Source organism: Ruegeria sp. AF1, assembly GCF_056542125.1.
Window position 1 is genome coordinate 513,161 of the sequence record NZ_JBQFZG010000001.1, and the last position, 23,434, is coordinate 536,594.

The following is a 23,434-nucleotide window of genomic DNA, read 5'->3' on the forward strand; positions in this document are numbered from 1 at the left end:
CCTCTTTCGGTTGGACCCGCCATCCACTAATCTCCGCGCAACCTTCATGTACTAGAATTTGGGGCAGTAATGGGTCTTGTTTTCCGCTGGCTGGTGCGCATCGTGTCGGGTCTGATCATGCTGATCCTCGCCGCAATGGGCCTCGTCTATTTTCTGGCCAGTCAATCCCTGCCGGATTATGACCAGACGCTTGAAGTCAACGGGTTGACCGCTCCGGTTGAGATCGTGCGCGACACCGCCAATGTGCCGCACATTCTGGCCCAAAATGACCCGGATGTGTTTTTCGGTCTTGGATATGCCCACGCGCAGGATCGGTTGTGGCAGATGACAGTCATGCGCCGCACCGCGCAGGGCCGCTTGTCCGAGATCTTTGGCCCGCGCACCCTGCGCGTTGACAAGCTGTTGCGCCGGCTGGATCTGTACGGCCTTGCCCATCGCTCGGTCGAGGTACAGGACGATTATACCAAGGCTGCCCTTCGTGCTTATGCTGCCGGGGTCAACGCACGCCTAGCCGAGATCAACGACGAGGCATTGGGGCGCGGCGCGCCAGAGATGTTCCTGTTCAATGCCCCCGTCTCGCCTTGGCAACCGGGCGACAGTATTGCCGTGATCAAGCTCATGGCGCTGCAATTGTCCGGTCACCTGACCGACGAGGTTCTGCGGGCGCGGACGTCTTTGATGCTGAGCAATCCGGACAGACTGGCAGATATTCTGCCCGATGTTCCCGGCCCCGGCATCGCCGCGCTGCCTGAATATGCTTCGCTGTTTCCCAACCTTCCACGCTATGCCGCTGGTACGAGTTTTCCCGAAACACCTCTGTCACCCATTCCCAAACGCGGGTTGGCGGGCGCATCAAACGCGTGGACTGCTGCGCCTTCGCGCTCGGCAAGCGGTGGGACGTTGCTGGCCAACGACCCACATCTGGGCTTCACAGCCCCCGGTGTGTGGTATCTGGCACATCTTGGTCTGGCAAAGGGAAGCGTCATTGGGGCCTCGATCCCTGGTATTCCCGCAATCATGACCGGCCGTAGTGACCGGTTGGGTTGGGGGGTGACGTCATCTTATCTTGACGATCAGGACATTCACATTGAGCAGCTGAACCCGGACAACCCCGAAGAATACCTGACCCCGGACGGTTATCAGGAATTCAAGACCCGTCCTTCGATAATTGAAATCAAAGGGGAAGCTCCGGTTACACTGACGTTGCGCTGGACTGAAAACGGGCCGGTTTTGCCCGGTACGGATTACAAGCTGGAAACTATCACACCGCCAGGCCATGTTGCGTCTTTGTCCTGGACTGCGCTCAGCCCGCAAGACACTTCGATGTCGGCGTCCATGGCCCTGATGAACGCGGACAACGTGCAGGACGCCATAACCGTGGCGCGGCAATTCATTGCGCCTTCGCAGAACCTGTCACTGGTCGACAAAACGACGATAGGGATGAAACTGATTGGCGCCATGCCCCGGCGTGATCTGCAAAACCAGAGCCGCGGACGCATTCCGACACCCGGCTGGATTGAAGCAAACCGCTGGCAAGGTCGCCTACCCTACACCAAAAACCCGGAATTTGTGGCCCCTGCTGGCGGCGTTCTAGGCAACACGAATAACAAGATCATCAACCGCCCGTTCCCGGATCATGTGTCCTACGAATGGGGAGACACTCAGCGCGTGCATCGCTGGGAACGCCTGATGCAATCGCGTGAGGTGCATACCCGCGACAGTTTCATCGAAGCGCAACTGGATACCGTCAGTTTCACCGCGCGCTCTCTACTGCCACTGATCGGTGCTGACCTTTGGTATACCGGTGCCTCGGCCCCCGAAGGGACGCCCGAGCGCCAGCGCCAGATTGCGCTGTCGCTGCTGGCGGACTGGAATGGCGAGATGAACGAGCATCTGCCCGAACCGCTGATCTACGCAGCCTGGGTGCGGGCCCTTCAGATCCGCCTGATCTCGGACGAGCTGGGGCCGCTGGCCAGCGAATTCAAACATGTCGAGCCTTTGTTCATCGAGCGGGTCTATCGTGACATTGATGGCGCCGGTGTCTGGTGCGATGTACGACAAAGCGCGCCGATTGAAACCTGTACCGAAATGGCTCGACTTGCATTGGATGATGCGCTGATCTGGATCACCGAACGCTATGGTAGCACACTTGAATCCCTACGCTGGGGTGATGCGCATCAGGCAACCCACGATCACCCCGTTCTGGGAAACGTGCCAATACTTCGGTATTTTGTGAACATTCGACAATCGACCAGTGGCGGCGACAACACCTTGCTGCGCGGGCGCACGTCGGGCGAAGGGCTCGACCCGTTTCAGAACGTGCACGGAGCCGGGTATCGCGGTGTGTATGACTTTGCCGATCCCAACAGCTCGGTCTTTATCACGGCTACCGGCCAATCGGGCCATTTCCTGTCGCGTTATTACGACGATCAGGCGCAGCTGTGGCGGCGTGGCGAATATATTCCCATGTCGCTGGACCTTGACCTTGCCCGCGCCGCTGCTGTCGGAGTGACCAATCTGATCCCACGCTAAGCAACGGGGTTTCGGCGAGTCCCCGCCCCTTTTTGTCCGGACCGTGGACGCCACGCGGCAGTTTCGCCTACCATCACCGGGCGAACTGTTTCGGACCAGGGGGAAACTATGGCCAGCATTCGGGATACTCTGAACAACCTTGCCCGAGATTACGCGATCGCCTGGAGTTCAGGTGACGCCGATGCCGTTGCCAGTTTTTTCACGCAGGACGGTCGGATAACAACCAACCGGGGTGAGCCTGTCGAAGGGCGTGCCGCGATTGCCGAAATGGCCCGAGAGGTCTATGCCGATTTTCCGGACCTGGAAGTGCGGTGCGACATGATGCGATGGGCTGGCTCTCACGCCCTGTTTGTCTGGACACGTGAAGGGCATCATGCCCAGACCGGCAACTATGTTATCGCGCGCGGATGGGATGAATGGGAACTTGCACCTGACCATCTTGTACAATCGTCAGTCGGCTGGTTCGACACCGATGATATACAGCGGCAACTTTACGGCACATGACTTAGGTCGTCTTTTTACCCGCGGTTTCAATCGCATAAATCCGCGGTATTCCCTGTGTAATCAGAAACCACTCGGATGCCTTCGTCCGCTGCTGATGCGCATCAAAAGCCTGCTGATTCACAAAAACCTCTGATACAGTGAACCGTCCGGGTGTGATCTGATCCTCGACAACATCGAACGACAGGCAACCCTCTTCCGCCTTTGTGAGGGCGATATGCGTGGGCAGAGCGGCGCGCACATATTCAAGGCGATCCGCTGGGACATCAATAAATCCGGTCAGAAATACTCTTTGATCCAATGTGTCAGACAAGTTCCGCCACTTCGCCGTTTCTATAGTGTTTCGAATTGAGCAGCCTGTTTATCCGTCCAAAGGACAGTAATACAGAACCCTTTTTCGGTCTGCTCTTCGGATTGTACAACATCCTGCCGGAACAACCACGCCCGCTTGTTACCTTCAGCGAAGCTCAGGTTCAGAACATCCTCGTGCCGGGCCCCTTGCAGGATTGCTGCAATCTCGGAAAGCAAAGGGGTCACGCCTTCGCCGGTAACTGCCGAGATGGCAAATATGGCCGGATCGCGATCCGCCCTTGCCAATGCAGCGTCTTTTTCTTCGGCACTCAGTAAGTCAGTCTTGTTCCAAACCTCAAGCCGGGGGCGTTCTTCGTCGACACCAAGCGAGGTCAGGATTGCTTCGACATCCTGCGCCTGCGCTTCGGTTTCCTCATGGCTGATATCACGCACGTGAACAATCAGATCAGCGCCCAATACTTCTTCAAGCGTGGCCCGAAAAGACGCCACAAGCTCGGTCGGCAGGTTCGAGATAAAACCCACCGTATCCGACAGGATCACTTCCGGGCCATCGGGCAGTTGCACGCGGCGCATAGTTGGATCCAGCGTGGCAAACAGCATGTCCTTGGCCAACACTTCGGCCCCGGTCAGCCGATTGAACAGAGTAGATTTCCCGGCATTGGTATATCCAACCAATGCAACGATCGGATATGGCACCTTGGCCCGCGCAGCACGGTGCAACGTGCGGGTCTTGACTACTTTCTGCAACTGGCGACGCAGACGCACAAGTTGTTCGTCAATGGCGCGACGGTCGGCTTCGATCTGGGTCTCGCCAGGTCCGCCGACAAATCCCAAGCCGCCACGCTGACGTTCAAGGTGGGTCCAGGCCCGCACCAGCCGCGTCCGCTGATAGCTGAGCGCAGCCATTTCGACCTGCAACACCCCTTCGCGGGTACGCGCACGGTCGCTGAAAATCTCAAGGATTAGCCCGGTCCGGTCGAGGATCTTGACCTTCCATGCCTTTTCCAGATTGCGCTGCTGAACCGGGGTCACCGGCCCATCGATCAGAACCAGTTCAACCTCGTTTTCACGAAGCCGCTCGCCCAGTTCCTCGATCTTGCCACTGCCAAACAAATAGCCGGGCTGGGCGCGTTGCAGGCGAACGATTTCAGACCCGATCACGTCCAGATCGGGCAAAGCGGCGGCCAGCGCAACCGCCTCGGCCAGCGCCGGTTCGGGAACGCGGCGCTGTTCATCTGATTTGATTTCGGGATGCAGCACCCAGGCCCGGGTGCGCGTCCGGTCATGTTCCATCAAGAGGCGTCTTCGCCCTCATACAGGTTGATCGGCTGTGATGGCATGATGGTTGAAATCGCGTGCTTGTACACCAGCTGCGACTGTCCGTCGCGGCGCAACAATACACAGAAATTGTCGAACCAGGTGATCACACCCTGCAATTTCACGCCATTGATCAGGAAAATTGTAACCGGAACCTTAGCTTTCCGTACATTGTTCAGGAAGGCATCCTGAAGATTCTGTCTGTCCGAAGCCATATTTATATAATCTCGCCATTGTTCTTGCCACGCGTTGCGGACCAACACGCTCCCTCCGGTTCAGTATGGAGCGCCGCGTAAAGATATTCCAGACGAAAAATTAAGCAGAAAAAACGGCCGGACCCAACCGCTTCAATCCCGCCACAGCGAAGGAGTGATCAGGGCGATGATCGCAAGTGTCTCGAGCCGGCCAATGACCATCGCCGCGCACAGCGTCAGCTTGGCCCCTGCGGACAGGTCTATCAACCGGATCGGAACATCAGTGGCCAGTTCAATCAGCGGACCCGTCGTGCTGAGCGTTGCGACGCTGAGCACCATGGCCTGTTCGAACCCGGCCCCCATAGCGGCCAGCAAAAGGTTGAACACTGCCAATGTCAGCGCAAAGAGCATTAGAAAAATCCAGGCGATAAACGCGCCGTCCCTTTGAATGCGTCGGTTACCGCCTCCAACCCCGCTGACTGACGAGGGATAGATCAACCGGTCGATCTCGCGCGCACCATTCAGGTACAGGGCAAAAACGCGCAGCAGTTTGACACCGCCAGCCGTAGTGGCGACCCCGCCACCGATCAGCGCCAGCCCCATCAGCAACAATCCGGGCGTTCCCAGACCAGACAATTGCTGCGCATCATCCCAGTTTGCGCTTTCAAACCCGGCGGTTGTCAGAAAGGCCAGAACAGTGAACAGCATACCCCAGATGACCTGCAATGCCTGCAAAGGTTCGATTTGCCCGCCGATTTCCGTAACGCCTGCAATAACGCGAAAGAACAGTAACGCAGCAACGGCCAGCACAATCATCAGGCCAATGCGAAACTCCGGGTCCGTATCCAGTCGGGAATAACCGGATGTTGCCGTGTCGGTCGAAAATGTCAGGCGCGAAAGGGCGAAGAACAGGAACAGAAACAGGATCGCCTCGCCCGTGAATCCCGCTTGCGCGCCTTCCATACCACCCACCGGAGAAATTCCCGACGTCGCCATGACCGACATTGCGTGGCAAACGGCCGTCAGACCATTTTCGCCAGCGATCAGAAGAAGGATCCAGATCACTGCCGTCAGCCCGGCATAGACCGGGGTCAGTCCCTTTGCCACACGGAGCAGCCGGCCACGTGGATCAACGCGTTCGCTTTGCGCAACACCCGATACCGGGCGACCCGGCTGACCGCGTGCCGTGACCTCGAACCCACCTAGCGACAAAGGCGCAAGGATTGCCGCGGCGGCAATCCACATCAGCAAACCGCCCATCCATCCAACCAAGGCACGCCACAGGTGCAGCGGGGCCGTCAGGCGGTCTGGATCCGGAAACAGATCCGCCCCTGTGGTCGTAAGGGCACTTACCATGTCAAAGTAAGCGTTCAGGAATGTGGTCGTTCCCAGCGCGTCGTGAAATGGAATTGCAAGAAAGACGGGAAGAATGGTGAAACATGCGAGCATCACCGCCAATTGTCCCAAAGTCCCACGCCGTGGCACGCGATTGGACGAGGCCAATGCGATACTGGCGACCAGAAACAACCCTATGATACCGGAATACAGAAACGATCGGGATGTGTCGTGATCATCCAGCGCCAGCGCGTAAACTGCCGGAACCCACATTGCCAGTGACGCAATAGCCCAGATCAGAAGAAACAGCGGCAACCGCCGCAATAGCCCGATCTGTTGTATCCCCGCATGCGCCATCAGAAGAAATCGATTGAAACCTGCATCAGGCGTTCGACCTCAGGCACGTCCTTGGCCATGGCAAAAATCGCGACGACATCCTTTTCATCGATCCTGAGGCTGCCCGTCGGTCGCATCACCTCATCCCCTTTGCGCACGGCCCCAACCAGTACGCCCTCGGGAAAATCGATATCGCGCAGCTTTTGCCCCGCCATGGGAGAGGTTGACAGAACCTCGGCCTCGATCACTTCGGCCTCAGCATCTCCGATCGAGTAGACCTGTCGCACCCGGCCATGACGGATGTGGCGCAGGATAGAACTGACGGTGGTTGCCCGCGGATTGATATACGCGTCGATCCCCAAAGGTCCCATCAACGCCACCATGCTGGGATCATTGATCAAAGCAATCGCCAACGTGCAACCCTCGGCCTTGGCCCGCACAGCGGCCAGCATGTTGGTGCGGTCATCATCCGTAACCGCCAGCATTGCATCTGCCCTGTCGATACCGGCCTCGCTCAACAAACTGGCATCCAGACCATCACCGTGCAGCACAATCGTTCGTTCCAGCGCCTCGGCGGCGATCTCGGCGCATCGGCGATCCCGCTCGACGATTTTGGCGCGCACGCGGCTTTTTTGTTCTTCCAGAGTTCGCGCCACTTCAAGCCCGACATTGCCGCCGCCCACGATCACCACGCGATCCTGACGCTTTTGGGTCTTGCCAAACACCTCCATGGTGCGATCCACGTCTTTTACATTGGTAAAGACGTAGCATTCGTCGCCGACAAACAGCTGATCCTCGGATTCTGGTGCAAACAGCGTTCCATCGCGACGCACCCCCACTACGATCGAACTGAGCGTCGAGAACAAATCGGTCAGTTGCCGCAAGGGCGTGTTCACGATCGGGCACTCCTCATCAACGCGAATTCCCAAAAGCTGCGCCTTGCCGTCCATGAAAATCTCGGTGTCAAAGGCGGACGGGGCCGACAGGCGGCGCATCGCGGCTGCGGCCACTTCGCGTTCGGGGCTGATCACCACATCAATCGGCAGATGATCGCGCCGGTAAAGGTCCGAATGGATCGCTTCAAGATAGGATTTCGACCGCAGTCGCGCGATCTTGCGCTGGATCGAAAAGACCGAATGCGCCATTTGGCAAGTGACCATGTTCACCTCGTCCGAATGGGTCGCAGCGATGATCATGTCCGCATCGCGCGCGCCTGCCCTTTCAAGCACATCGGGGTAACTTGCAAACCCGGCGATCCCCTGCACATCCAGTGTTTCGGTCGCCCGCCGTACCAGATCGGGATTGTTGTCGACAACGGTGACATCGTTCAATTCGCCCGAAAGGTGCCGCGCAATCTGCCAGCCGACCTGACCCGCGCCGCAAATAATGACCTTCATGTTTCTGGCCCTTCTGCCTGAAAGGATTGAATGACAGATGCCCCCAAAGCGGTCAATTGAATTGTCATCGCTGATCAGCTGCGGCAAGATAAGCATATGAAAACGCTGTTTCCTATGCTCGTGCCCCTGATGGTGCTGTCCTCGTGTGGGCCACTCTCGCTTTACTATCGTGAGGGTGAAACCGTGTCACGTCTGCAAAAAGAGACCACCCAGTGCCAGCTTAGGGCGGTAAAAGAGGTGCCGGTTGCCAATCAGATCCGTCAAAGCCCGCCGACTTATTGGCCTGGGCGTACGTATTGTGATGGCATGGGTCGTTGCTATCAATCCCCAGGCTGGTGGCAACCCGGCAGGGTTTATACCGTCGATGTCAACCAGGGACTGCGAAACACGGTCGAGGCGCAATGCATGGCCGAGAAGGGATTTCGTCCGGTCAGCTTACCGCCCTGCAAGCAAAACGTGAAATCACGGGTGCCACTGGCGCGAACAACGACATTGCCGCCCCTCAACAGTGCCTCATGCTTTGTGAAATTCGATGACGGGTCGTTTCAGATCATCACACCGGGGCAATCCGGATAAGAAAAACCACTGTTCCGCATGTTTGATCAATCCAGCTCGGTCGAAGCGCGTTTGCGCCGCGCGGCTAGCCACAGATGCAGCGCCATGGCAACAGCATAGAACCCGACCACGGCAATCAACATGCCTGCTTCACTGGTCCGCCACAGAATTGCAAGCAAAACAGGTGTGCCCAAAAGGTTACCCGCATTCCCCATCTGCGCCATCGCACCATAGCTAAGCGCCTGGTTTTCGGGTGTCGAGTTCAACTGCGGTACCGCTGCAAAGCTGCCGCCCTGAACAAGCCCCAGCACCGCAAAAAGCGCAACGCAGACAACGGGCAACGGGGCACCAAGAAACAGGGCGCCTATCGTCAGGATAGACAGCCCGAAACCAAGGGTAACAACGAATACGCCAGAACAAACGTTCAGCAACACTGGGACGGTAAGCCAGGAAATCACGATCCCGGCCAACGGCATCAAACCTGCGATCATCGCACTGACATCTTCCGGCAATCTTCCCGGAAGAATGGCCAGCAGCGAGACAAAGGTCAGCGTGTAAAAGAACCATCCGAGCGCCGGAGCCGACACAAATGCAGAGCGATAGGTCTGTACGTGTATGTCAATCAGTGTTCGAACGCTCCAAAAAGGATTGTTCACCAAAGCCGATGCACTGTTGGGACGGAAAGATACGATCAGGACGGCGATCAGAAACATCAGAACGCCATGGGTAGCAAAATAAACCGGCAGCCCGACCTGAGCGATCAATGGAAGCCCAAGCCATGCGTTCAGGGCAAAGGCGACACCAAAGAAACTGCTCCACAAAACCATTGCCGCGTTGCGCCATTTTCCAATCGTGATTTGCGCAATCAGAGTCGGCGCGGCGACAACGATGGCCAGATGAGAGACCCCTTCGACAACGCGACTGACCAGCATCAGGCCTAAACCGGGGATACTGGCCTGAAACAGGGACACCGCCCCGCCAAGGATCAAGCCAAACATCAGCAACCGGACAGGCCCCACCCGCCCCGCTATCGCGCCGGACAATGCACCAAGAATTGCGCCAATCAGGCTGATGACTGACAAAAGCCAGCCAATCTTATCCGCGTGCGCAGGATAGAGGGCCGCGACCTGAACAAAAGGAACCGCTATCTTGGCGAATTGGGTCGCCGCACCTAGCCCGGCAAGCCAAAGCAACAAAACCTGTAACAAGATGCGTAATGGATGGGGCATAGCCCGGTTCTACTGCACCCGACCGCACAGGAATACGCATAAATTATGCGCGTCCCGACCGTGCCCCACTGACCAGCCTAACCGGCGTTCCATCCGACAGGTACAACCGTTCCCAGGTGATCTGTCCGGCGCTGATCCGGATACGGTCGTGCCGCGCTTCGGAAGTTACAAACGACTTGGGGTTGGGCGCTTGCAAATCCCACCACCCCTCGTCCTGTAGCTCGGCCTCAGCCTGCCGGATCTCTTCCGTTGCAAATTGCCAGAGGGACACGCCAAGCAGTGCCCGTTGGGTGGTTTTCCAGTCCCGCGCCCGCCGGCGGGAATAGGCCAGGCACATATGGCTGGCCTCCTCAACCAGATGGATGCAGTCGGCCGAGTTCACGACAAGCCGTCTTAACGCGTTGTCATCCGCCCTGAAAGGAGCCAGCGCAGCAAACACCGAGTGTTGCAGATCAGTTGTCGGAATCTGAATCCCGTTTTCCCATCTGGAAACCGTGGTCTGATCGACCTCCAGAACCTCTGCCAGCGCGGATTGTTTCAATCCGATCGACCGTCGAAGTCGCTTTAACCGCCTGCCAAAAGCCGGGTAGCCTTCGACGAACCGGCCAGACCGATCAGAGTTCACCGTTCTCGCCATCCCTTCCACACATCCATCTGCCCGTGAACTATGACCCCAGACTCATTCTGCTGGTTCGGGCTCGTCGATTTGCGCGACCCGCGCACCGGATTTGTTTGAGGTCACAACACCCAGCGACTTTAGCTTGCGATGCAGCGCACTGCGTTCCATCCCGACAAAGCTGGCGGTGCGGCTGATATTGCCGCCAAAGCGGTTGATCTGGGTCAGCAGATACTCACGCTCGAACGCTTCGCGGGCCTCGCGCAGCGGCAAAGTGGCCAGCGCCCCCGACAAGACAACGCGGCCCGACTCTTCGGCCTTGTCTTCTTCGCTTGGCAGCTCGCGCGCCTCAATTGGGCCGGTGCCGTCACCCAGAATCAAAACACGTTCGATCAAGTTTTTCAGCTGGCGCACGTTACCCGGCCACGTCATTGTCTGAAGCAAAGCGACCGCCTCGTCCGACAGCTCCCGCATAGGCAACCCTTGGGTTTCGTTGCACATTTCGATGAAATGCTGGGCCAGAACCGGAATATCCTCGCGCCGGTCCTCGAGTGATGGAACGGTGATCGGAACCACATTCAGACGGTGATACAGCTCTTCCCGGAACCGCTCGGCCGCGATTTCATCATCAAGATCTTTGTTGGTCGATGAGATCACCCGAAGATCCACGCGCACTTTGTCCGAGCCACCCACGCGCTGGAATTGCTGATCCACCAGCACACGCAGGATTTTGGACTGTGTACCCAAAGGCATGTCGGACACTTCATCAAAATAGACCACGCCGCCGTGGGCTTCTTCCAGCAATCCGGATTCCACACCACGTTCGGCCGATTCCCGGCCAAACAGAACTTCTTCCACACGCTCAGGCTCAATCCCGGCACAGTTGACGGTCACGAAGGGAGCGTTTGCGCGGTTGGAGTGGGCATGGATATAGCGCGCGGCAATTTCCTTTCCAGAACCCGCAGGCCCGCGCAGCATGACGCGACCGTTTGACTTGGTAACCTTGTCCAACTGCCCCTGCATCGCCCGGAACGACGCGGATTTGCCGATCATGTCGGAGTTGTTGACCTCTTTCCGCTTCAGCGACGCGTTCTCGCGCCGTAGACGAGACGTCTCCATCGCGCGGCGGATCACCACCATCAACTGGTCAATGTTAAAGGGCTTCTCGATAAAGTCGTAAGCACCCTGTTTGATAGCAGCAACAGCGATTTCGATGTTGCCGTGGCCCGAAATAATCACCACCGGCACATCCGGGTTATCGCGTTTTACCGACTTGAGGATATCAATCCCGTCCATACGGCTGTCCTTCAGCCAGATATCTAGGATCAACAGCCCCGGCGGTTCGGAATTGATCGACGCCATGCACTCGTCCGAGTTGGCTGCCAGCCGGGTTGAATAGCCTTCGTCCTCCAGAATGTCGGACACCAGCTCGCGAATATCGCGCTCGTCATCTACGATCAGAATGTCGCTCATCTTTGGCCTGCTTTCAGTTTGTTGGTTCTAATTGCCTGCTTCTGCGGCGCAACGGTTGGGGACATACCTGCCCCAGGCAAACGGATCACAGCCATTGCGCCAAAATGGTCCTGCCCGTCAAATACGGGCGCGTCCTCAAGGGTCAGCGCGCCGCCATGCTCTTCTATAATTTTCTTGACGATCGGAAGGCCCAGCCCGGTCCCTTCGTCGCGTGTCGTAACATAAGGTTCAAACAAACGCGCCCGGTCCTCCGGCAGACCGATTCCATTGTCTGCAATGGTAATGACCGTACCCGCACTGTCGCTTAATACCGCCACCTTGATCTGTGGCACCAGGTTGCTCGGGGCGCCCTTTTCTTGCAAGGTAACAATAGCTTCCCCAGCGTTCTTAATCAGGTTGGTCAATGCCTGGTTGAGCATGGTCGCATCTACATCCGCCATGATCGGCTGCTGCGGCAGATCGGCGTCAATCTGTACGTCCGGCTGTCCCGCCTGCTGCAAAAGAACGGCTTCGCGCACCAGTTCAACCAAGTCTTCCTCTCGTCGAACGGGTTCGGGCATCCGTGCGAACTTGGAAAACTCATCCACGATACGCCGCAGGTCGTTAGTCTGCCGCACGATGACGCCGGTCATCGACTCAAGGCTGCCGCTGTCTTCCTCATCCAGTTTGCGGGCGAACTTGCGCTTGATGCGCTCTGCGCTGAGCTGGATCGGCGTCAATGGGTTCTTGATTTCATGTGCAATGCGGCGGGCCACGTCCCCCCACGCCGCCATTCGCTGTGCGCTGACCAGATCGGTTACATCGTCAAAGGCAACCACATAGCCTTCCAGCCCGCCATCCTCTCCGCGACGGATGGCCATGCGAACCAGCAGGTTTTCCAGCCGCCCCTTGCGTGTGACCTTAACCTCACCCTGAACAGCCTCCTGCCCGCTGTCCTTGAGGCTTTCAAACAAGGGCAGAAACTCGGGAACTGCAATGCCGATAGCCAGGTGTTCTTCGCCTCGTGACCAGTCCAGCAAGCGCTCGGCCGAACGGTTGACGAAGGTAACGCATCCATCCGGGTCCACGCCGACAACACCGGATGTGACCGAACTGAGCACGGAATCAAACAGGCGACGCCTTCTTTCGATTTGCTGGGTGTTTTCCAGCAGCGTGTCCCGCTGTCCTTTTAGTTGTCGGGTCATCTGGTTGAAATATCGGCCCAACATCGCGATCTCGTCGTCGCTGGCCTCTTCGATGACCTGAACGCTCAAGTCTCCAGCACCGACCCGCTGTGCTGCCGTGGTCAATCGTCCGACCGGGCGCGACAGCCGTTCGGCAAACCACATCCCCAGTGACATCGCAGCCAGGATCAGGATCAGCGCAAAGCCGAGATAGAGCAGGCCGAATTCGAACAACACCCTGCCCCGTTCACTTTCCAGCTGCTGATAGAACTGCGCCGTTTCCTTGGTGTCATCCAGCAGCGTCAACAACTGCCCGTCCACTTCGCGGCTGACATACAGGTAACGGTCCAGATAGGCGGTAAGCGGGACCAGCGCGCGGAATTCACTGTTTGGCCAGTCAGCAATGATCAGCAGCCCCTTTTCTGCCGCTTCCGTCATTTGCTCGGCTGTTGGCGCCTCATAGTTGAACAGATAGGACCGATCCCCGCGCGACCGGATTTCGCCCGTGCCGTCGATGACATAGGCCTCGCGCAACCCGCGCTGAATCCGGGCCTGCCCCTGCGCCAGAACCTCGCGGAGTTCGGCATCAGAGATGTAAAAGTCCACCGAACGTGCGTTGTTCAGGAACCGCGCCAGAACGGTTGCGTCCTGCGTCAGACCACTGCGATGTTCCTGCTCATAAGCCTCTGCCGCCGTCAGGGAGGACCCGACAACCTGCCGTACGCGATCCGAAAACCAGCCTTCCAGACCGATATTCACGGTAAGGCCGGCAAAAATGGCGACCGTAACGGTCGGAACCAGCGCGAGCAGCGTAAACGCCCCGATGAGGCGCAAATGTAGGCGCGAGCCCGCCGACTTGGCCCGCCTGGCCGCAATCAGGCTACCCAACTGACTGAGCACCAAAGCCGCAACGACCAGAACATAGACTAGATCGGCTAGCAGAATCAGCCGCAATGTCGGCGCGGTCGCACCAAGATCAAAGGGACCAATGACAAGATATGTGGCAAGCGCCAGAACTGGCCCCAAGAGGACCAGCCCAAAGGTGCCGAAATTGCGCAGTTTCCGTGATTTACGCCATCGACCAATCGATAGGATCATCCCGCTCTGTGCTCGGGTTGCCACCGTCTGCCCTCATCCTGATGTGCCGCTTGTGCGGCTTACCGCCATATATCGTGATCTTTTCCTGACAGGTGCCAGGATGCCACGGTTTGTGTGGCGATATTACATCAGTTTGCGACGCCGTGTCACCTGAATATCGAGGTCAGTAATCTTTTTTCGCAGCGTATTTCGGTTAATCCCCAGTAAATCAGCACATTTTGCCTGATTCCCACCAGTTGCATCCAGTGCGATTTCGATTAGCGGAGCCTCAACCTCACGCAAAATCCGCTGATAAAGGCCCGGTGGCGGCAAAATGTTGCCGTGCAGATCGAAATACCGTCGCAGATGACGCTCGACCGAAGTTGAAAGCTTTTCACGTTCGCCACCGCTCAGAACCGGTGCGGCTTCGGGCTGGCTGCCCAACACCATTTCCACCTCGGCCTTTGAAATCTCATCTGCCCGGCTGGTCAGCCCCAAACGGCGAACAGCGTTTTCCAGTTGTCGCACATTCCCCGGCCATGAATAGCGCCGCACCAGTTCCACCGCATCAGAGCTGAGCCACCGCTTGTTTCCGTTTTCCTTCTCTTCCCGGGCCAGAAAATGTTCGGCCAGCAGCGGAATATCGTCGACCCTTTCGCGCAACGATGGCACGTGGATCGTCGCCCCGCACAAACGATAATACAGGTCCTGACGGATACGGCCGTTTTCCATCCCATCGGTCAAGTTTGTCTGGCTGGTAGCCATGAAACGCGGAGCATGATCGCCGGGCGTATCCATCATACGCACCACGCGGGCTTGAATTTCATCGCCGATATCTGCGATTTCATCTATCAGCAGCGTACCTCCACGCACCCGCGCCATCACGCGGGCCGGGCCCTCCAAATCGCTTAGGTCGGCTGCGGTGACTGTGACAAAGGGTAATGTACGCCGATCCGAAAAGTCGTGAATTGCCCGGGCAATCAGCGATTTACCCGTTCCGCTTTCACCCGAGATCATTACCGGCAGGTCGGTGTTCATCACGCGTGCGACCAACCGATACAAGGCCTGCATGACTGGCGTGCGGCCGACCAGAGGCAGCTCATCCGGACGCTCACCGCCTGCCTGTTTGGGTTCTGGCTGTGCGCGCTGCTTCTGATCCAGTGCCCGCGCCGTGCGTTTCATCAAATCCGGCAGGTCAAACGGTTTGGGCAGATAGTCATATGCGTCTGCCTCAGCCGCCTGAATCGCGGTCATGATCGTGTTTTGTGCGGAAATCACGATAACCGGCAATCCAGGGCGATCCTTTGCGATCTTCGGCAGCATCTCCAGACCATTGCCATCAGGCATGACAACGTCCGAGATCACCACGTCGCCTTTACCTTCGCCGACCCAACGCATCAGGGTGGTTAGCGAAGACGTTGCGTGCACCTTGCATCCGGCCCGCGTCAGCGCCTGAGTCAGAACGGTGCGGATTGTGCGGTCGTCATCCGCAACCAGTACGGTGCCATCCATCAGGTGCTCTCCTTCTTGTGTTCTGTTGCATCTCGCGGCGCGCGGCGCAGCGACAGTTTGAAAACGGTGCGGCCAGGCACGGAATCGGCGGAAATCCAGCCGTCATGGTCGGAAACGATCTTGCTGACCAGCGCCAGCCCGAGACCGGTGCCGTTTTCCTTGCCCGACACAAACGGGTCAAAAATGTCACCGCGGATATCCTCGGGCAGCCCTGGACCGTCATCGATGATCTCGATCTGCAACGGCAGCGAGTGACCCGACCCATCACTTCTGCGCAGCCGGAAGGAATGTTCGAAATACGTGCGCAGACGGATTGTTCCGCCCTGAGGCCCTGCGGCCTCGGATGCGTTTTTCAGCAGGTTCAGAACCACCTGAAGAAACTGGTCCGGATCGCCATAGGCCAGCGGCAATGACGGATCGTAATCCTCGATGATTGTCATATCCGCGCCAAATCCCAGCAGCGCGGACCGCCTTGCACGGTCCAGTACATCGTGGATATTGACCGGCCTGAGGTCCGGTTTCTGCAAGTTGCCGAATTGCTCGACCTGTTCCAGAAGCTTCACGATCCTTCGGCTTTCGGCCACAATAAGGTCTGTAAGTTCAAGATCCTGTGGCGAAATATTCATGCTCAGCAGTTGCGCTGCACCGGTAATCCCGGCCAGTGGGTTCTTAATTTCGTGCGCCAGCATCTCGGCCATGCCAATCGCCGACTGCGCCGCTGACTTGACCGTGTTGCCCAAGGTCATCCGGCCCGCCAGTTCACGAGGTGATATGATCATGATCATCGACCCCGGATGCCCAACCAGAGGCGCGATCTGCAACGCACATTGCAACGGCGCACGGTTCCCCGAACCAGCATCCACATCGTTTACGAACAGTGGCGTGCCTTGAGAACGGGCGCGCAGGAATGCTTCCTCCAGCGGTGCGTCAACGGCGATCTGGTCCCATACCGGATGCCCGATTACCGACCGGCGCGAGGCATTCAAAAACCCCTCGCCCGCCGAATTCACATCTGCGATGCGATCTTCTTCATCGATTATGAAGGCCGGAACCGGCAATGAGTTCCAGATGTTGGCGTTGGAATTCATGCCGCCACCTCGCCCGTATCGGCAAGTGCGTCCCCAAGCAGACGCAGGACTTCATCCGTGCTTCGCGACGTCAAAACTGCCCGGCGCAGCGGCGCAGGGGTTGCGGCCTGATCCATGTACCATCCCAGATGCTTGCGGGCGACACGCAGGCCCAGATCGGCACCGTAAAATCCCAGCATCGCCTGATAATGCGCGCGCACCATGTCGATCAGGACATTCCCGACCGGAATATCCGGCGCATCCTCCCCGTAGAGGTCGTGACTGATCTGCGCCAAAAGCCACGGTTTACCCTGCGCGCCACGCCCGACCATGACCCCATCTGCACCAGACTGAGTCAGCGACGTTCGCGCGGCGGCAGTATCCGTGATATCTCCGTTCGCAATGACCGGAATCGACACGGCTTGTTTCACGGCCCGGATCGCGCTCCAGTCAGCGCGCCCCTTGTAGAACTGGCATCGCGTGCGTCCGTGGATCGTAACCATCTGAACGCCTGCGTCTTGTGCACGGCGCGCGACCTCAGGGGCATTCAGCAGGGTGTCATCCCACCCCAGACGGGTTTTCAATGTCACCGGAACGTCAACTGCACTGACTACGGCCTCGATCAGCGTCAGCGCATGGTCTGGTGTTTTCAGCAGGGCCGAGCCGGAATACCCATTTGTAACCTTCTTGGCGGGACACCCCATGTTGATGTCGACCACCCGCGCCCCACGATCAGCAACCTGACGCGCCGCCTCGGCCATCCAGTGCGCCTCGCGCCCTGCCAGTTGCACAGCTGTATTTTCCACATCGGCAGACAATTCGGCGCGCTCCCGCACTCCGGGTTTGGCCTGCACCATTTCCTGACTGGCGACCATTTCACTGACGACCATGCCGGCGCCGAAGCGCATAACCAGATCCCGAAATGGGCGATCGGTGATTCCGGCCATCGGGGCCAGCAAAACCGGCGGTGTTACGAGTTTGTCAGCGAAGCGCAAAGTCAACGTGCTTAATCCTTGGGCAATTGCAGTTCTGATATCGAATTCTACGCATATGAACAACAAAACGACGCGCAACAAGCCTGTAGAACCATCAACTGCCTATTTTTTAATCACATGACCATAGGTGATTGCCTCTGCAATCACCGCCGCCTAAACAAACGCAACAAAATGGAGGGCGCGCGGCATGACCACAGCTGCCATCATAGTCGCCGCAGGCCGCGGCCTACGCGCCGGGGGCGATGTCCCAAAACAGTGGCGCAGCCTTGCAGGACGCCGCGTGGTAGACTGGACAATCGATCGGTTCCGTGGACAGGTTGCCCACATCGTTCTGGTCTTATCCGACGAAGACACTCTGGCCTGGGAGGAGTTTCGTGATACCGACCTTATCCTCGCCACAGGCGGTGCAGATCGCGCGGGTTCTGTGCGCAACGGTTTAAAGGCGTTGACACATCTCGACGTGAAGCGCGTCTTGATTCATGACGTTGCCAGACCTTGCGTTTCGTCTCGCACCATTCAGGACGTTTTGAACGCATTGGATGCACATCAGGCCGCCGCCCCCGGACTGGCGGTAACCGATGCCTTGTGGATAGGACAAGACGAGGCCGTGACGGGCACGCAAGACCGCAGCAACTTGTTTGCGGCACAGACACCGCAAGGCTTTCACTATGACACCATCACCGCCGCCCATGCGGCGCATGCAGGCGGTGCTGCCGATGATGTTGAGGTTGCACGCGGTGCGGGGGTCGATGTCTGCATCGTACCGGGCGATGCGGACAACCTGAAGATCACCCGCCCCGAGGATTTTGCCCGGGCGGAACGTATCATGGGAATGGATATGGATGTAAGACTTGGCAACGGCTATGACGTGCACCGATTTGGCGACGGGGATCATGTTGTCCTTTGCGGTGTAAAGGTTCCCCATGATCGCGGGTTGCAGGGGCACTCGGATGCAGATGTCGGGATGCATGCTGTAACCGACGCGATTTATGGCGCATTGGCGCAAGGCGATATCGGGCAGCACTTCCCGCCCTCGGATCCACAATGGAAAGGTGCCGCCAGCAAGATCTTTCTGCGTCACGCGGTCGAATTGGCCGGACAGATGGGATATCGCATCTCGAACGTGGATTGCACGCTGGTCTGTGAATATCCGAAGATTGGCCCTCACGCCGCTGCCATGCGAGAAGAAATGTCCAAAATCATGGGCTTGTGCGTCGATCAGATCTCGGTCAAGGCCACCACGTCCGAGCGTCTGGGCTTCACCGGTCGCAGTGAAGGCATCGCATCGCTTGCGACGGCCTGTCTGGTGAAATCATGAACGCGGCGCAGTTGATTGGCACCGTTGGCGGCGTCGGATATATACGCCCTGCCCCCGGCACCTGGGGTTCGCTGGCCGCGCTGCCTATGGCTTGGGTCCTGCACACGCTGGGCGGATTCCCATTGCTGGCAATCGCAACGCTCGTGGTGTTCGCAGGCGGCCTGTGGGCCACGCGCGTGATGACCGACGGTCAGGACGATCACGACCCGTCGGAAATCGTCATTGATGAGGTTGCGGGCCAGTTCATTGCACTCTGGGCGATCTCATATCCGTCCTGGGCGCATGGGATCGACATTACCGCCCTCTGGCCCGGCTGGGTTGCCGGGTTCGCCCTGTTTCGCCTGTTCGACATCACCAAACCCGGCCCCGTCGGTTGGGCAGATCGTCGCGGCGATCCTATTGGAGTGATGCTGGACGACGTGATTGCGGGTATTTTCGCAGCCGTTGGCGTGATGGTTCTGGCAGGCATCGCGCACGGGGTTCTGGGCCTATGAACGTGCCCGACCTGCTGAACCGCGCCAAGGCGCAGGGCGTTGTGATCGCGACAGCGGAAAGCTGCACCGGCGGTATGGTCGCTGCGGCCCTGACGGATATACCCGGTAGTTCGGCCGTCGTGGATCGGGGTTTTGTTACCTATACCAACAGGGCCAAACAGGACATGCTGGGTGTGCTGGCAGAAACCCTGCAGGCTTTCGGCGCAGTGTCCGAGCAGGTCGCTCGCGAAATGGCCGAAGGCGCATTGCGCAACTCACAAGCGCAGCTTGCCGTCGCGATTACCGGCATTGCCGGGCCGGGCGGGTCTGAGTTCAAACCCGAAGGGCGCGTATGTTTCGGACTGGCAAGAGAAGGCCGGGAAACCCAAACCGAAACGATTGAGTTTGGCGCGCAAGGGCGGGATGCGGTGCGCCGCGCCGCGCGGGATCATGCGCTGGCGTTGCTTCTGACTGGCCTTTCATAACGCGCACGATTTTTGGGCATTATCTGCCCATAGCCGCCAAAACTGTCATCACTTGAACAAAAGGCGACAAAATAGGCGACCAATTTGGGTGTTGCCTCTTTTTTCCTCACCTGCCCTCCGCTTCAAGGCTCTGCACATACACTCACTCGACCCCGGAGCGTTGTCAGATGACCTGCCCGGGAAACCATGCAGGGAAAAGGAGAGCGGCCCATGAATGGAGCCGATACAGCCTGGATCATAGTTGCTACAGCACTGGTCCTTTTCATGACATTGCCGGGGCTGGCCTTGTTTTATGGCGGGCTCGTACGTGCCCGAAACGTGCTCAGCGTTTTTATGCATTGCTTTGCCATTGCCTGTTTGATGAGCATTCTGTGGCTGGTGGCCGGGTACTCCATCGCCTTTGGGCCCGGTGAAAGTGGGCTTTGGGGTGGTTTGGGCAAGGCTTTCCTCAACGGTGTTGATGTGGACAGCCTTGCTGGCACTCTACCGGAAATCCTGTTCTTTGCCTTTCAGATGACCTTTGCCATCATCACCCCGGCCCTGATCGTGGGCGCATATGTCGAACGGGTAGGCTTTGGCTTTGTACTGACCTTCTCGGCGCTATGGATGCTGCTGTGCTATGCGCCGGTGGTTCACTGGATCTGGGGCGGTGGAATGCTGGCCGATGGTGGTATTTTGGGCGACATTGGCGTGCGTGATTTCGCAGGTGGTATCGTGGTGCACGAAACCGCTGGTCTGGCAGCCCTGATCATCGCCGTCATCCTTGGCCCGCGCCGCAACCGCACGACCCCGCCGCATAATCCCGGCTATGTCATGGTGGGCGCCGCGATGCTGTGGGTCGGCTGGTTCGGCTTTAATGGCGGCTCGCAACTGGCCGCGGACGGAGGTGCTGCGATGGCGATGACCGTTACCCACCTGTCCGCCGCTACTGCCTCGTTGACATGGGCGCTTTGGGAACGCATCCGATTTGGCAAAGCCTCGATGGTGGGTCTTGTTACCGGAACAATTGCAGGTCTGGCCTCGATCACGCCCGCTTCGGGTTTTGTGGGTCCGGTTCAGGCCCTCATCATCGGTGCTGTTGCGGGCATTCTGTGTCAGGAAGCCGTCAGTCTGGTGCGCAACAAGCTGAATATCGACGACACGCTGGACGTGTTCGCGGTACATGGCGTCGGAGGCATCTTCGGCACCATCATGATCGCCCTGTTTGGCCTTGGCACATGGACTGCCCAGTTGGGTGGGCTGGTTATCGTGGGTGCCTTCACGGCAGTTGTCACGTTTGTGTTGGTCAAACTGGTTGCACAGATCACACCACTTCGCGTAAACGCCGAGACCGAGACAAATGGCCTCGACCTCTCGGTACATGGTGAACGGGCCTACGACATGAGCAGCTAAGCCCACCTTGGCTGCCTGTCGCCCGCAAGGGCAAAAGCGGACCTGTCATGGGTCCGCTTTTCTTGTTTTCGCGTCTTGTCCACTTACGACACACCCAAACCACCCTGAACCTTCAGTGCAAAAAATCAGCCTGACGCAGAATGCGCGTTGGTTCCTTTTGGTATAACGATCCGGCATTCCAAACCGCCTAGAAAACCGGATGCCCCCAGTTCAATCCGGCAGTCATAAGCCTTCAGCAGATCAACCGCTATAGCCAGCCCAAGGCCGCTGCCCGAGACAGAAGTATCCAGCCTTCCCCCGGAACGTAGCGCCTCGCGGTGAGCGTCCTGAGGAATTCCCGGGCCATCGTCGTCAATCACAACTTCGATCCCGTTCTGGGTCCTCTTAGCCGTCAAACGGACCTTGTGTTTGCACCATTTGACAGCGTTATCCAGCAGGTTGCCCAAAACTTCTTCGATATCCTGCGCGTCCATACGCACCCAAAGACCCGGGTCGCGCTCAATTTTCAATGACTTTCCATCGCGCTCGGCCATGGTCGTGAACAGCCGCGCCAGTCGATCAATCGAATGAGACAGATCAGTACGAGAATGGGTCAAGTCTGCAGTGTTCAGCGCCCGCATTCTGGCCAAAGACCGGCCCAGTTGCGCGTCAATGCGGTCGAGAGCTTCCACAGCAGTATCCGTAGAACCTCCCGCTTCGGACAACAGCACCAGTTCATTGCGCATGATCGCAGTAGGTGTTTTCAGGGCATGAGCCAAATCTGCCGCCTGACGACGTGATCCTGATACGATTTCCCGATTTCGGCGCAAGAGCTGGTTCAAATCCTCGACCAGAGGAGACACCTCTTCTGGATAATCGCCTGGTCTAAGGTCTTCGTCCCGTTCCCAACGGTGCGCCACATCCGACCGCAGCTTTCTGAGTGGCGTCAGGATGATTGACGTCAGCAGTAGCGATCCAACGACACCGATCAGACCGACCAGCGCAAAAACCGGAAGCAGGTTTTGTTGTGCAGCGCGACGTTCCGCGACAAGCTGGGCCTGACTTTCGGCAACGCTTACCCCCCAGACCGTACCATCCTCATAAGTAATTTTCTGAAAGGCTCCTCGTAAAGCTTCGCTTTCCGGACCGGGCGTGTTCCAAAGCGTCGTTACATCAGGGTTACCGGGGGGTTCGGCAATGACTTCGTCGAACAGGGAAGCCGACGTAAAGATCTCGCCTTCGCTGTTGCTGACTTGCCAGTATCTGCCGGAATACGGTGTGCCATAGGCTGGATCGAACATCAGATCCCGCAGCGCATCCGGATCATGGGTCGTAACGCTCAACCCAACGACCAGTTGCGTGTGACGATCAAGTAGTGCGGTATCAAACCTGTCTGAAACGCGAGCATTAATGAACGAGAACACGGCCAGCGTACCGACACCCACTGAAAGGGCACCCGACGCGATCCCCCCCAGTAGAGCCCGTTGACGCAGGGATAACATCAGGCAGAGTCGATCATATATCCGCGGCCCCTAATCGTTGTGATCAGATCAGGGCCAAGTTTTTTGCGCAGACGGGTTATGAAGACGGCGATGGTGTTCGAGTCCCTGTCTCCATCGTATTCGTAGATATGCTCTGACAGTTCGGTCCTTGAGATCATACGCCCAATATTATGGGCCAGATACGTGAGAACAGCCAGCTCCTGGGCGGTCAGGTCGATGGGCACGCCATCCGCCGTCACACGCCCGTTGCGGGTATCCAGCACAACATTTCCCATTTCAACGACGGGATTCAACTGGCCGCTCTGCCGCCGCAGGATGGCACGGACCCGCGCTGCCAGTTCGGGCATATGGAACGGCTTGGTCATGTAGTCGTCCGCGCCTGCGTCCAACCCGTCGACCCTTTCGCTCCAGCCATCGCGGGCCGTGAGGATCAGCACAGGTGTCTTGATACCCGCACTGCGCCATTCCCGTAGAACTGAAATGCCATCACGTTCCGGCAATCCAATATCGAGGATGATCATGTCATAAGGTTCTGTTGCGCCCAGATGCAAAGCTTCCAGGCCGCTGTTCACAATGTCTACGACCCGACCTTCAGCGTTCAACAGTTTCTTGATCTGCTCGCAAAGGTGCGGTTCGTCTTCTGCCAGTAAGACTCTCATACTTAGGAATTATAG

21 protein-coding genes are annotated in these 23,434 nt (G+C 57.9%); 7 read left to right on the top strand and 14 right to left on the bottom strand.

The annotated features are described in order from the left end of the window. Window positions 1–69 precede the first annotated feature (69 nt). A complete protein-coding gene (locus ACR0BK_RS02490) occupies window positions 70–2,532 on the top strand; it encodes a penicillin acylase family protein (RefSeq protein WP_480553671.1) in 2,463 nt (820 codons plus the stop codon). 108 nt (window positions 2,533–2,640) lie between these two features. Continuing rightward, a complete protein-coding gene (locus tag ACR0BK_RS02495; RefSeq protein WP_480553673.1) occupies window positions 2,641–3,036 on the top strand; it encodes a nuclear transport factor 2 family protein in 396 nt (131 codons plus the stop codon). Window position 3,037: 1 nt separating this feature from the next. Here the strand turns inward: ACR0BK_RS02495 and ACR0BK_RS02500 are convergent, their stop codons facing one another. The 5 genes from ACR0BK_RS02500 to trkA form a co-directional block, all read right to left on the bottom strand. Then, complete coding sequence (locus tag ACR0BK_RS02500) at window positions 3,038–3,346, bottom strand: putative quinol monooxygenase (RefSeq protein ID WP_480553675.1); 309 nt, start codon at window positions 3,344–3,346, stop codon at window positions 3,038–3,040. A 20-nt stretch (window positions 3,347–3,366) separates the two neighbouring features. Continuing rightward, a complete protein-coding gene (gene hflX / locus ACR0BK_RS02505; RefSeq protein ID WP_480553677.1) occupies window positions 3,367–4,638 on the bottom strand; it encodes a GTPase HflX in 1,272 nt (423 codons plus the stop codon). Continuing rightward, complete coding sequence (hfq, locus tag ACR0BK_RS02510; RefSeq protein ID WP_005982826.1) at window positions 4,638–4,877, bottom strand: RNA chaperone Hfq; 240 nt, start codon at window positions 4,875–4,877, stop codon at window positions 4,638–4,640. Before hfq ends, hflX begins: the two co-directional genes overlap by 1 nt. 132 nt (window positions 4,878–5,009) lie before the next feature. Next, a complete protein-coding gene (locus tag ACR0BK_RS02515; protein ID WP_480553679.1) occupies window positions 5,010–6,548 on the bottom strand; it encodes a TrkH family potassium uptake protein in 1,539 nt (512 codons plus the stop codon). Further along, window positions 6,548–7,924 carry a Trk system potassium transporter TrkA gene (gene trkA, locus ACR0BK_RS02520; RefSeq protein WP_480553681.1) on the bottom strand — a complete coding sequence of 459 codons (1,377 nt, stop codon included), beginning with the start codon at window positions 7,922–7,924 and terminating at the stop codon, window positions 6,548–6,550. Before trkA ends, ACR0BK_RS02515 begins: the two co-directional genes overlap by 1 nt. A 96-nt stretch (window positions 7,925–8,020) precedes the next feature. Between trkA and ACR0BK_RS02525 the strand changes: the two genes are divergently transcribed. Continuing rightward, complete coding sequence (locus ACR0BK_RS02525) at window positions 8,021–8,500, top strand: hypothetical protein (RefSeq protein ID WP_480473064.1); 480 nt, start codon at window positions 8,021–8,023, stop codon at window positions 8,498–8,500. A 26-nt stretch (window positions 8,501–8,526) separates the two neighbouring features. Here the strand turns inward: ACR0BK_RS02525 and ACR0BK_RS02530 are convergent, their stop codons facing one another. The 7 genes from ACR0BK_RS02530 to dusB form a co-directional block, all read right to left on the bottom strand. After that, on the bottom strand, window positions 8,527–9,708 hold the full coding sequence (locus ACR0BK_RS02530; RefSeq protein WP_480517235.1) for an MFS transporter: 1,182 nt from the start codon (window positions 9,706–9,708) through the stop codon (window positions 8,527–8,529). A 43-nt stretch (window positions 9,709–9,751) separates the two neighbouring features. Further along, window positions 9,752–10,333: a helix-turn-helix transcriptional regulator gene (locus ACR0BK_RS02535; RefSeq protein WP_480553683.1), complete on the bottom strand. Its 582-nt coding sequence runs from the start codon at window positions 10,331–10,333 to the stop codon at window positions 9,752–9,754. A 54-nt stretch (window positions 10,334–10,387) separates the two neighbouring features. Next, window positions 10,388–11,797 carry a nitrogen assimilation response regulator NtrX gene (gene ntrX / locus ACR0BK_RS02540; protein WP_480473070.1) on the bottom strand — a complete coding sequence of 470 codons (1,410 nt, stop codon included), beginning with the start codon at window positions 11,795–11,797 and terminating at the stop codon, window positions 10,388–10,390. Further along, window positions 11,794–14,058 carry a sensor histidine kinase NtrY-like gene (locus tag ACR0BK_RS02545; RefSeq protein WP_480553886.1) on the bottom strand — a complete coding sequence of 755 codons (2,265 nt, stop codon included), beginning with the start codon at window positions 14,056–14,058 and terminating at the stop codon, window positions 11,794–11,796. The genes ntrX and ACR0BK_RS02545 overlap by 4 nt, the downstream gene beginning before the upstream one ends. A 123-nt stretch (window positions 14,059–14,181) precedes the next feature. Then, entirely contained in the window at window positions 14,182–15,549 is a 1,368-nt protein-coding gene (locus tag ACR0BK_RS02550; protein ID WP_480473072.1) for a response regulator, read from the bottom strand. Beyond that, window positions 15,549–16,637 (bottom strand): two-component system sensor histidine kinase NtrB, encoded by a 1,089-nt coding sequence (locus tag ACR0BK_RS02555; RefSeq protein WP_480473074.1) that lies wholly within the window; start codon window positions 16,635–16,637, stop codon window positions 15,549–15,551. The genes ACR0BK_RS02550 and ACR0BK_RS02555 overlap by 1 nt, the downstream gene beginning before the upstream one ends. Further along, on the bottom strand, window positions 16,634–17,617 hold the full coding sequence (gene dusB, locus ACR0BK_RS02560) for a tRNA dihydrouridine synthase DusB (protein ID WP_480493060.1): 984 nt from the start codon (window positions 17,615–17,617) through the stop codon (window positions 16,634–16,636). The genes ACR0BK_RS02555 and dusB overlap by 4 nt, the downstream gene beginning before the upstream one ends. A 181-nt stretch (window positions 17,618–17,798) precedes the next feature. On the opposite strand from dusB, the gene ACR0BK_RS02565 reads away from it, so the two are divergent. The 4 genes from ACR0BK_RS02565 (at window position 17,799) to ACR0BK_RS02580 (ending at window position 21,279) form a co-directional block, all read left to right on the top strand. Further along, the gene (locus ACR0BK_RS02565; RefSeq protein ID WP_480553685.1) at window positions 17,799–18,929 is read left to right on the top strand and encodes a bifunctional 2-C-methyl-D-erythritol 4-phosphate cytidylyltransferase/2-C-methyl-D-erythritol 2,4-cyclodiphosphate synthase; all 1,131 of its coding nucleotides are present in this window, start codon (window positions 17,799–17,801) and stop codon (window positions 18,927–18,929) included. Further along, on the top strand, window positions 18,926–19,423 hold the full coding sequence (locus ACR0BK_RS02570; protein ID WP_480553687.1) for a phosphatidylglycerophosphatase A family protein: 498 nt from the start codon (window positions 18,926–18,928) through the stop codon (window positions 19,421–19,423). The genes ACR0BK_RS02565 and ACR0BK_RS02570 overlap by 4 nt, the downstream gene beginning before the upstream one ends. Then, the gene (locus ACR0BK_RS02575) at window positions 19,420–19,887 is read left to right on the top strand and encodes a CinA family protein (protein WP_480517247.1); all 468 of its coding nucleotides are present in this window, start codon (window positions 19,420–19,422) and stop codon (window positions 19,885–19,887) included. The genes ACR0BK_RS02570 and ACR0BK_RS02575 overlap by 4 nt, the downstream gene beginning before the upstream one ends. Window positions 19,888–20,097: 210 nt before the next feature. Then, window positions 20,098–21,279, top strand: a complete 1,182-nt coding sequence (locus ACR0BK_RS02580) for an ammonium transporter (protein ID WP_480473082.1) — start codon at window positions 20,098–20,100, stop codon at window positions 21,277–21,279. Window positions 21,280–21,404: 125 nt separating this feature from the next. Here ACR0BK_RS02580 and ACR0BK_RS02585 read toward each other — a convergent pair whose 3' ends face one another. Together ACR0BK_RS02585 and ACR0BK_RS02590 are read right to left on the bottom strand one after the other, a co-directional pair. Further along, on the bottom strand, window positions 21,405–22,760 hold the full coding sequence (locus ACR0BK_RS02585; protein WP_480553689.1) for an ATP-binding protein: 1,356 nt from the start codon (window positions 22,758–22,760) through the stop codon (window positions 21,405–21,407). Then, on the bottom strand, window positions 22,760–23,419 hold the full coding sequence (locus tag ACR0BK_RS02590; protein ID WP_480473086.1) for a response regulator transcription factor: 660 nt from the start codon (window positions 23,417–23,419) through the stop codon (window positions 22,760–22,762). Before ACR0BK_RS02590 ends, ACR0BK_RS02585 begins: the two co-directional genes overlap by 1 nt. Between the last annotated feature and the right edge of the window lie 15 nt (window positions 23,420–23,434).